General features: G+C 66.6%; 8 protein-coding genes. 2 read left to right on the forward strand and 6 right to left on the reverse strand.

The genetic code is table 11. From position 1 onward, the window contains the following. Positions 1–168 precede the first annotated feature (168 nt). On the forward strand, positions 169–2,250 hold the full coding sequence (locus tag IC50_RS38620; RefSeq protein ID WP_063826457.1) for an OmpA family protein: 2,082 nt from the start codon (positions 169–171) through the stop codon (positions 2,248–2,250). Between the two features lie 54 nt (positions 2,251–2,304). Here the strand turns inward: IC50_RS38620 and IC50_RS08670 are convergent, their stop codons facing one another. Next, positions 2,305–3,261: a homocysteine S-methyltransferase family protein gene (locus tag IC50_RS08670; protein ID WP_035703048.1), complete on the reverse strand. Its 957-nt coding sequence runs from the start codon at positions 3,259–3,261 to the stop codon at positions 2,305–2,307. Positions 3,262–3,492: 231 nt separating this feature from the next. Here IC50_RS08670 and IC50_RS08675 point away from each other — a divergent pair, with 231 nt between their 5' ends. Next, the gene (locus tag IC50_RS08675; RefSeq protein ID WP_035703029.1) at positions 3,493–4,113 is read left to right on the forward strand and encodes a TetR/AcrR family transcriptional regulator; all 621 of its coding nucleotides are present in this window, start codon (positions 3,493–3,495) and stop codon (positions 4,111–4,113) included. 9 nt (positions 4,114–4,122) lie between these two features. On the opposite strand, the gene IC50_RS08680 is transcribed toward IC50_RS08675, so the two are convergent. The 5 genes from IC50_RS08680 to rlmN all read right to left on the reverse strand — a co-directional run. Beyond that, the gene (locus IC50_RS08680) at positions 4,123–5,880 is read right to left on the reverse strand and encodes an alkaline phosphatase (protein ID WP_035703030.1); all 1,758 of its coding nucleotides are present in this window, start codon (positions 5,878–5,880) and stop codon (positions 4,123–4,125) included. A 116-nt stretch (positions 5,881–5,996) separates the two neighbouring features. After that, positions 5,997–7,334, reverse strand: a complete 1,338-nt coding sequence (argG, locus tag IC50_RS08685; protein ID WP_035703032.1) for an argininosuccinate synthase — start codon at positions 7,332–7,334, stop codon at positions 5,997–5,999. A 90-nt stretch (positions 7,335–7,424) separates the two neighbouring features. After that, positions 7,425–8,201 carry a phosphatase PAP2 family protein gene (locus tag IC50_RS08690; RefSeq protein WP_035703034.1) on the reverse strand — a complete coding sequence of 259 codons (777 nt, stop codon included), beginning with the start codon at positions 8,199–8,201 and terminating at the stop codon, positions 7,425–7,427. Between the two features lie 239 nt (positions 8,202–8,440). Beyond that, a complete protein-coding gene (locus IC50_RS08695; RefSeq protein WP_035703036.1) occupies positions 8,441–8,935 on the reverse strand; it encodes a hypothetical protein in 495 nt (164 codons plus the stop codon). Positions 8,936–9,101: 166 nt separating this feature from the next. Continuing rightward, positions 9,102–9,979 (reverse strand): 23S rRNA (adenine(2503)-C(2))-methyltransferase RlmN (rlmN, locus tag IC50_RS08700; RefSeq protein ID WP_035703037.1); only part of this gene is annotated, 878 nt, incomplete at its 5' end.

The raw sequence follows: 9,979 nt of genomic DNA on the forward strand, positions 1-9,979 counted from the left end.
CGGCGATTGCAGGCTGCGTCTGAATGCGCAATGAACGTCACCACAGCGAGATGATTTGCGTGCAGAAATAAATCGGTCTGCGACCGCATCGCCCGCCACAATGCGGCCTAACGCGTAGCTGTTGATCCCGACACTTCGTCAAAGAACCTTCCGGGGAAGTTCACCACCATGACCAACCTTCGTTTCGTGCTGCTTGCGACGACGGCTCTGACCGCGATGCAATTGGCCAACACTGCATCGCATGCGCAAGGCGCTTCACCGCTCGTGGTCGCGCAGGCCCAGCCTCAAGAGAAGGGCCCTGACGGGAAACCGAAGCAGCCGCCGAAGGGACCGCCGGCGGCCGCCCCGCCTGCAGCACCCGCGCGCCCGGTGGCACCGCCGCCCGCGGCGGCACCGCCTCACCCGCCTGCTGCGCCCCCGCCGGCAGCCGCACCGCCGCGCCCGGCGGCACCGCCACCGCCACCGCCTCCACCTGCGGCGCGTCCGGCGCCTCCGCCGCCCGCACCACCGCCGGCCGCCCCGAAGCAGCCTTCGCCGCCTCCGGCCGCGGCGCCGCAGAAGCACGCCCCGACACCGCCTCCTGCCGCGGCTCCGCAGCAACGCGCGCCGACGACCGCGCCGCCTGCCGCCGCACAGCCGCACACGCCGCCTCCGGCACCGTCCGGCGCACGCCCGGCTCCGACCCCACCCTCAGCAGCTCCTCAGGGCCGCCCTGCGCCGGCGCCCACGGCGACGCCGACTCCTGCGCCGGCGGCACGACCGGGAGCACCTGCACCGACAGCCACGCCTGCGCCAACGGCAACGCCCGCTCCGGGCAGCACGCCTGGCGCAGCGCCGGCTGGTCGTTCGGGCACACCGCCGCCCGGGCGTCCCGGCACGCCTCCGCCGCCGGCTGCCCCGGGCGCCGCTCCCGCTCCAACGGCCACGCCGGCTCCTGGCGGCACTCCGACGCCCCCACCCGGACGCCCGGGTTCGGCGGCGCCGGCTCCCACGCCCACGGCGACGCCGACTCCCGGCCAGCAGGGTGGAACGCCGCCTGCCGGCGCGCCCGCAGCCGGAACCCCGGCTGCGTCACCGCAGGCTGGTGCCCCGGCCCGGCCGCCGGCGCCTCCCGCCGGCGCCGCGGCGCCGACCGTGGTGCCTGGCACGCCGGCCGCAGCACCGCCCCCCGACAGGGCACAATACAAACCGCCGACGGTCGCACCGGCCTTCCGCACCGCGCCCACGGTCGCAGCCCCGCTGCCGCCGCCGCCGCGTCCGCCGCAGCGTGACCTGACGCCGCTCGCGATCGGAGCCGGCGTGGTGGCCGGAGCCGTGATCGGCGCCACCATCGCCGACCTCCACAACCAGCGGCGCGAAACCGTCGAAGGCGGACGCACGATTTACACTGAGCCCGACCGCATCATCATCCGCGATCCGGGCGGACAGGCCTATGTCCGCGGCAATGACCTCTATCGCTTCCGCTATGGCGCCCGTGACATCCGGACCGATACGGTCGGCAGCGAAACCCGCACGGTCGTGGTCCGTCCCGACGGCAGCGAGGTGATCACGGTGGTCGGCGCCGATGGCCGGCTGCTCAGGCGCATCCGCAGGGATGCGCGCGGGCAGGAGATCGTCATCATCGACAACAGCTACCGCGATCCGCGCGCGGTCGGCGGCTTCTATGTCGACGTGCCGCCGCCGGTCGTGAGCATTCCCTATGATCGCTACATCGTCAGCGCTGAGGACGCGTCGCCAGACGTGATCTACGCGACCATGCAGGCTCCGCCGGTGCAGCGGATCGATCGGCGTTACTCGCTCGACGAGATCCGCTACAGCCCCAATGTCCGCATGCAGATGCCGAGCATCGACGTCAACACGATCAACTTCGAGACGGGATCGTGGACCATCCCGCCGGACCAGGCGGCCCGGCTGCAGGTGATCGCCGACGGCCTCAACCAGGCGATCCAGCGCAATCCGCGCGAAGTGTTCCTGATCGAGGGACACACCGACGCGGTCGGCAACGAGGTCGACAATCTGTCGCTGTCGGACCGCCGCGCACAGTCAGCGGCCGAACTGCTGACGCAGCAGTTCGGCGTGCCCGCGGAAAACCTGACGTCGCAGGGCTATGGCGAGCAGTACCTGAAGGAGCAGACGCAAGGGCCGAGCTTGATCAACCGGCGCGTCACCATCCGCCGCATCACGCCACTGCTCAACGGCGGCACGGCGTCGCTGCCGCCGCCCCCGCCCGGCACCGCGCCGCCGCGCTGAGACACAAGCCACACACGCAAATGGCCGGGAGCGATCCCGGCCATTTCATTTGCATCAGGCAGTCAACGCTTCCGGCGGCAGGCAGGCCTCGCAAACGGCGGCAACATGCCGGTGATCGGTGCCGCAACAGCCGCCGAGAATCCGCATGCCGGGGAACGTGCGCCTGAGCGAAAGGTACCGGCGGCCGAGATCGACGGGATCGCCGCTGTCGAGAGCCTCCGATTCGTCAAGCTCGGCATGACTCTTGGCCGATGCATTGGCCCTGATGCCGTGGATGCGCCGGACCCACGCCTCGCCGGCCGCGAGCGCACTCTCGAAATGAGTCGGGTGCGCGCAATTGATCAGGAAGTATTCGCAGGCAAATTCGGTTGCGGCGTCGACCGCTTCGATCGCCTCGCGGAGCGACTCTCCCCTCACGAGCCGTCCATCGGTCTCGACCGTGAAAGAGATCGCGACCGGAATGTCCTGCCTCTTGGCTGCACGCGTCACGCCGACGGCCTCGTTGATGCTGTTCAGCGTGAACGCAGTCACCGTGTCGGCGCCAGCCTCGGCGAAGGCCGCGATCTGAGGCGCGTGGTAGGCTTCCGCCTCTGCCGCATCCATGTTGCCGGCCTTGTAACCATCGCCTCGCGGACCGATCGCGCCGTTGATCACGCATGGCGTGCGAGGCGACTCCCATTCGCCGCGCAATTCCTCGAGAAAGCGAATGGCGCCCGTGTTGACGGCATCGAGCCCGGGCGCGTCGTAGCCGAGCTTGGCACCCCAATCCGGGTTGGCGCGCCAGGTCGGAGTGTCGAGCACGAAGCCGAGCCCGTGCTGCCGCGCGATGCGGAGATAAGCTTCGTAGTACCGCTTCAGATGCGCTCGGCCGTCCGCGCTGTCGAGGAGCACGAAGGCCGCGAAGTGGGGCAGCTCCAGTCCCTCGTGAAAGATCAGGGAGGTCTCCATGCCGCCGTCGGTCAGGAAAATGCCGCCGCCGTGCTGCGGCAGAGCATGTCGGTATCTGGCCATCGATCGCTCCATCATTTGGACGGGCTCGCTCTCTTCATTCGGTCGCGCCATGCCCGTGTTCGGTCTCGGCATTTGGTGCCGCATAATGTCGCGTCGCTCTAGAAGCCCCGTGGTGCGGCTGAACTTCCACCCGCAAGCGAAGACAAATCAAAGACTTGCACGATCCATTCGGAGTGGGCGCTGGCTGCAGGCGGCAAATTCCGCACCGTTGGTACGGTTTTGGAGGCATCGATGGGAAAGGGCGAAGCGACGCGCGAGCGCATTCTCGAGATCGCGGAAGCGGCGGTGCTCGCGAAGGGCTTCGGAGCGACCTCGATCGACGAGGTCATCGCCGAGGCCGGACTGACCAAGAGCGGATTCTTCTATCACTTCAGGGACAAGAACGCGCTCGCGCGGGAGATGCTGCGCCGCTATGTGGAGACGAACGATCGCCTGTTCGAGGAGATCTTCAGGCGGGGACGCGAGCTCTCGGACGACCCGCTGCAGTCGTTCCTGATCTCGCTGAAGCTGCTCGCCGAAGTGATGGCCGACCTGCCGAACGGCCATCCCGGCTGCCTGATCGCCAGCATCTGTTATCAGGAGCGCTTGTTCGACCGCGAGGTCCGCGACCTGACCGCGCAATCGGTCCGGGCCTGGAATGCGCACTTCCGCGCGATCCTCGACGGCATCGCCGCGGTCTATCCGCCGCGCGAGCCGATCGACCTCGACGATCTCGCAGAGATGATCTCGTGCGTGGTCGACGGCGCGATCATCATGTCGAAGACACTCAACGATCCGAAGCGGCTGGAGCGGCAAATCCTGCTGTTCCGCAGCTGTGTGAAGCTGGTCTTCACGCCGCCGCCCTCCTCGTGAAGCGATGCGTCATTGCTGCGCAGCCAATCCCAACGCGTCGACCATCACACGGAACACTTCCGTGTTGTCCATCGAGCCGTGCACGCGCTCGCTGCCCGGACCGGCCGCGGTCAGAATGACGTCCTCGCCCGAATGCACGCTGGCGCCGATCATCGCCGACAGATTGCCGGGGCGCAGCACCGCGCCCGGGACGTCCTTGTATTTGTCGTTGGCCTTGAAGGTCCCGTCGGCGCCGGCCTTGACGGTCGGCTCGTTGGGATTGTCCAGCTTCGGACGGAACGTCTCGTAGTGATCCGGCAGACTGGCGGAGAAAATGGCCAGCCGGCGGCTCACGTCGATGCGTGCCGGATAGCCTTCCGCGTCGGGAGCCGGATAATTGGGAAATCCAGCCCGATCGTAGACGCCGACGCGCTCGCGCAGCGGCACGTTGGGCGTGGTGGCCATGTCGTCATTCACCGTGCCGACGAGGCTGTTGGGATGATTGTGGTCCGCCACCACCAGGATGAGGGTGTCGTCACCACGCGCCCGCGCCCATTGACGCGTCTGGCGCACCGCGTTGTCGAGCATGATCGTGTCGTAGACGGCGCGCTCCATGTCGAGGGCATGCGCATATTTGTCGATCAGTCCGGATTCGACCATCAGGAAGAAGCCGGCCTCGTTCTTCGAGAGGATGTTCAGCGCTGCCCATACCTGCTCGGTCAGATCAGGCTGCTCTGGGAATTTCCTGACGCCGCCACCTTTCAGGAATTTGCGGTCGAGCACGCCGTCCATGTTGCCGGTGGCGAACAGGCCGAGCAGCTTGGTCGTCTCCTGTTTTGCGGCAGACGCGCTGAGCTCGCTCGCAGTGGTCGTCACCTGATAGCCGGCGTCGCGGAACTTCGCAATGTAGTCAGTCTCGTCCTTGCGTTTCGAGCCGGCAGCCGATTTCGGCAGAAGATTTGCGCTGCCGCCGCCCATCAGGACATCCGGCTTCGCCGCGAAGAGCTGCTCGACGATCTCGTCATAGGCGGCGCGCCGGCGGGTGTGCGCGACCATCGCCGCCGGCGTCGCGTCCTCGATCTCGGTATTGGTGACGATGCCGATCGCCATGCCGTGCCGCCGCCTGGCGAGACTGGTGATGGTTTCGACCCGGGGATCGTCGAACGGGCTCGCGGTGCGGTCCGCATAAACGCCCAAAGCGTTGACGGCGCTCTTGTGGCCGGTCGCATAGGCGCTGGCCGAGTTCGCGGAATCCGTGATGATCGAATCCGTGCCGGCGGTTGCCACCAGCGCCATATGAGGCATGTCGTCGATGGCGAGCTTGCCGCCGCTCTTGCCCTCCGAAATCCCCTTGGACAGGATTCGGGCTGCGACCCGGTGCGCCGGCGACATGCCGTCACCGATGAACAGGATGACGTTCTTCACCTTGCGCGGGCCGGTGTCGTAGACCGTCCATGTGACGTTGCGCTGGCGCGTGCCATCGCTCACGTCCACGGCAACGCTGCCCGGCGTGGTCAGCGCGACGTCGCGCAGGATCAGGGCCGACTGCTCCTTGCCGTCCTCGCGCTCGATGAAGGTCCCTGCACGGCCGAAAGCGGTCGCATAATCCGCGCCGTTCACCGTCACCTTCAACTTGGCGGGATCGACCGGCCCGGGAAGCTCGACCTTGAAGTCGAATGTGGCTCCCGCCAGGATCTCGGCACGATCGATCGGATAGATCGTCTGCGCCGACGATGATGACGCCCAACAGAGGAAGATGAGAGAGGCGAGTGCCGATCCCCTGACCATGCTCGATGCTCCGCAATCCGGCTTCCGACAGGAACAGGAAGCGTAGCGATCGAGAATGACACCGTCATTAAGCTCGCAACCCGGATGAGCAAGCGCAATCCGGGCCGGGGAAGGCCTCAGCCCTTGTCGCTCTCCAGGCGGAAGATCTGCGAGCCTTCGCTGCCCGAGAGCAGGCCGGTGTCGCTGTAGAGCTTCAGCTTGGTGCGGGTGTCGGCGATGTCGAGGTTGCGCATGGTGAGCTGGCCGATGCGGTCGGCCGGCGTGAAGGCCGCGTCCTCGACCTTCTCCATGCTCAGCCGCTCCGGCGCATAGGTCAGATTGGGGCTTTCGGTGTTGAGGATCGAATAGTCGTTGCCGCGGCGCAGCTCGAGCGTGACCTCGCCGGTGACGGCGCGCGCGACCCAGCGCTGCGCGGTCTCGCGCAGCATCAGGGCCTGCGAGTCGAACCAGCGGCCCTGATAGAGCAGGCGGCCGAGGCGCATGCCGCTGATGCGGTATTGCTCGATGGTGTCCTCGTTGTGGATGCCGGTGACCAGGCGCTCATATGCGATGTGCAGGAGCGCCATGCCAGGCGCTTCATAGATGCCGCGGCTCTTGGCCTCGATGATGCGATTCTCGATCTGGTCGCTCATGCCGAGGCCATGACGGCCGCCGATCGCGTTGGCTTCGAGAAACAGCGCGACGGGATCGGAGAAGGCCTGGCCGTTCAGCGCGGTCGGCTGGCCCTCCTCGAAACGGACCACGACCTTCTCGGCCTTCACCGCGCAATCGTCGCGCCAGAACGGCACGCCCATGATCGGGTTGACGATCTTGATGCCGCTGTCGAGGCTCTCGAGATCCTTGGCTTCGTGCGTGGCGCCGAGCAGGTTGCTGTCGGTCGAATACGCCTTCTCGGCGCTCATCTTGTAGGCAAAGCCCTGGGCGGTCATGAACGCCGACATCTCGGCGCGACCACCGAGCTCGTCGATGAACTGCTGGTCGAGCCAGGGCTTGTAGATCTTCAGGCCGGGATTGGTGAGCAGGCCGTAGCGGTAGAAGCGCTCGATGTCGTTGCCCTTGAAGGTCGAGCCATCGCCCCAGATGTTGACGCCGTCTTCCTTCATGGCGGCAACCAGCATCGTGCCGGTGACGGCGCGCCCCAGAGGCGTGGTGTTGAAATAGGTGATGCCGCCGGTCGAAATGTGGAAGGCGCCGGACTGGATCGCGGCGATGCCCTCGTGGACCAGCTGCGTGCGGCAATCGACGAGCCGGGCCTTTTCAGCGCCGAACTCCATCGCCTTGCGCGGGATCTCGTTGTAGTCGGCCTCATCCGGCTGGCCGAGATTGGCGGTGTAGGCGTAGCAGCGCGCGCCCTTCTGCTTCATCCAGAGCAGCGCGGCAGAAGTATCGAGGCCGCCCGAAAAAGCGATGCCGACTTTCTCACCCTTGGGCAGGCTTTTCAGGATCGTGGTCATGGCGCGTCCAATCGGTCTCAATAGCTGATGTTGTTTGTGGCTCGGGCGGCGAATAACAAATTTCGCGAGGCTGAGCACGCATTTAATGGCTCAAACCGAGGGCTCGGGACCGGTCTTGCGGCCGAACAGGCGCTGGCGGAGCCGGTAGGCGGGCATGTTCAGCCGGGTCAGGGCGGCATCGACCGCCTCGTCCGAAAACCGCGTCCGCGGCCACCGGTAGATCAGCGCGTAGGCGAACCAGATCACGACGAAGGTGACGAGGCCCGCGATGGAAACGTCGGTGAAGAAGTGGCCCCCGAAGGCCATGCGCAGCCCGCTGGTCACGGCGCCGAACACCACGGCGGCAGCATAGGCGAGTGGGCGCCATGCCGGCGGCGCCAGCGCGGCCGGCGCGAGCGTCCAAAATGCCGTCGCCCCTTCCCCGGAGAAGAACGAGCAGTTGCGCCCGCAGCCGCCGCGCGGATCCCACCACGGCACGAATTGCTGATCGCCGGCAAACTCGGTCACCACCACCGGACGCGGCCGGCCCCAATAAGTCTTGAACGTCAGGTTGGTCAAAATGCCGGCCGACATGGTCAGCGTCACCAGCAGGAAGATGACCGTGCGCCCCGGCACCATCAGCGGCCGGTCGGGCCGGACCATCTTGACCACCAGCGCGACGAGCGAGGGAAGCGCGAACGCCCAGGCGATCCACATCGCCGCATCGCGCGCAAAGCCGGCCCAGCCGTTCAGCTTGAGCGGGAATGTCTTGGTCGCGGGATCGAAGAACAGCGCAGCGAGCTTGAGATCGAGCTCGGGATAGAGGCCGAAGACGACGCCGATCACGAGCCACAGCGCCAGGGCGACAAAGAGTCCAGTCCGGTTCATGGCGCGCGGTTTAGCGGAGTGGGACGGGGATGAAAACCCCAACCGGCGGTGCCCATCCTCTGGAGGGGGAGGATCGATCGCGCGAAGCGCGAGCGAGGTGGGGTGAAGCCACACAAATGGTCTCTCGTCCGTCGCAACCCTGAGCCACACGCACCGCTATCGAGGATAGTCTGTCACCCCACCCCGGATCGCATCGACGATGCGATCCGACCCTCCCCCTCCAGGGGAGGGTAAGAAACTCACCTGGCATCCGGCCGCGAATTCGACGGCAGCGGCGGCGGCGGTTTCCGCGGGGGCGGCGGATTGCGCCAGGCGCCGGCGTTGCGGCCGGCGATCAGCCAGTAGACGACGCCGGCGACGATGCCCGCACCGGTCATGATTTCCAGGTGACGCCGCACGATACCTTCGAACTGCAGCGTGTCGGAGTGGAAGGGAACGAGGCCGAGATAGCAGGCCAGTCCGACGAGGCCGCCGCCGACGGCGTAAGCGAGCGCACTGCGGATGTAGAGCGCTTCGGTGATCGCGACGATCACCGCCGCCGGCACCAGCGCGAAGCCCGAAACGAAGATGAAACCGAAGCCGAGCACGATATCGATCGTGCCTTGATCGACGGGACCGGCGCCGAGATCGGCGAATTCCGGAAACAGCAGCGCGACGACGATAATCATCCCGCCGACGAAGCAGGCGGCGAGGAAGCCGATGAAAATGACGATGAGGCGGCCGATCAGGGACATGACGCGAGCCTCCCTGTCATTGCGAGCCACCGGGTCCGCGCAGAGCACGGCCCGATGACAGGCTCCGCGAAGCAACCCAGAAATGCCACCGCGGGGGCAGCCTGGATTGCTTCGTCGCTACGCTCCTCGCAATGACGAGGATGCGAGAGCGCAGGCGCTGCCATTCTCAATCCGTCATCGCCATGGCGCGGAGCGCCTGACGCTCGCGTGCGCTGAGCTTTTCGGTCTCAGACTTGAGCTGGCCGCAGGCGGCGAGGATGTCGCGGCCGCGCGGCGTGCGCACCGGGGAGGAATAGCCGGCGTTGAAGATATATTCGGAGAATCTCTCGATCTGGTCCCAGTCCGAGCATTCATAGGCCGTGCCGGGCCAGGGATTGAACGGGATCAGATTGATCTTGGCGGGAATGCCCTTGAGCATCTTCACCAGCAGCTTGGCATCGTCGAGCGAATCGTTGACGCCCTTGAGCATCACATATTCGAAGGTGATGCGGCGGGCGTTCGAGGCGCCGGGATAGTCGCGGCAGGCCTGCAGCAGCTCCTTGATCGGATATTTGCGGTTCAGCGGCACCAGCTCGTTGCGCAATTCGTCACGCACCGCATGCAACGAGATCGCGAGCATGACGCCGATCTCCTCGCCCGCGCGCACGATGTTCGGTACCACGCCCGAGGTCGACAGCGTGATGCGGCGGCGGGAAATGCCGATGCCCTCGTTGTCGCCGACGATGAGCAGCGCGTCGCGCACCGCGTCGAAATTGTAGAGCGGCTCGCCCATGCCCATCATCACGATGTTGGTGACGCGGCGCGTGCCATCCTCGCGGTCGGCCCAATCGGCGAGACGGTCGCGCGCGACCATGACCTGCCCGACGATCTCGCCGGCGGTGAGGTTGCGCACGAGGCGCTGCGTGCCGGTGTGGCAGAAGGCGCAGTTCAGCGTGCAGCCGACCTGCGAGGAGACGCAGAGCGTGCCGCGATCGGTCTCGGGGATGTAGACGCATTCGACTTCATGCGCCTTCTCGACATTGTCGCCGCTCGGCAGGCGCAGCA

The organism is Bradyrhizobium genomosp. I (2014) (genome assembly GCF_000261685.1).
Classification (GTDB): domain Bacteria; phylum Pseudomonadota; class Alphaproteobacteria; order Rhizobiales; family Xanthobacteraceae; genus Bradyrhizobium.

Excerpts from the sequence above, each read along its gene's own strand:
- argG (WP_035703032.1), bottom strand. The coding sequence starts at position 7,334 with ATGACCACGATCCTGAAAAGCCTGCCCAAGGGTGAGAAAGTCGGCATC.
- IC50_RS08680 (WP_035703030.1), bottom strand. The coding sequence starts at position 5,880 with ATGGTCAGGGGATCGGCACTCGCCTCTCTCATCTTCCTCTGTTGGGCG.
- IC50_RS38620 (WP_063826457.1), top strand. The coding sequence starts at position 169 with ATGACCAACCTTCGTTTCGTGCTGCTTGCGACGACGGCTCTGACCGCG.
- IC50_RS08670 (WP_035703048.1), bottom strand. The coding sequence starts at position 3,261 with ATGGCCAGATACCGACATGCTCTGCCGCAGCACGGCGGCGGCATTTTC.
- IC50_RS08675 (WP_035703029.1), top strand. The coding sequence starts at position 3,493 with ATGGGAAAGGGCGAAGCGACGCGCGAGCGCATTCTCGAGATCGCGGAA.
- IC50_RS08690 (WP_035703034.1), bottom strand. The coding sequence starts at position 8,201 with ATGAACCGGACTGGACTCTTTGTCGCCCTGGCGCTGTGGCTCGTGATC.
- IC50_RS08695 (WP_035703036.1), bottom strand. The coding sequence starts at position 8,935 with ATGTCCCTGATCGGCCGCCTCATCGTCATTTTCATCGGCTTCCTCGCC.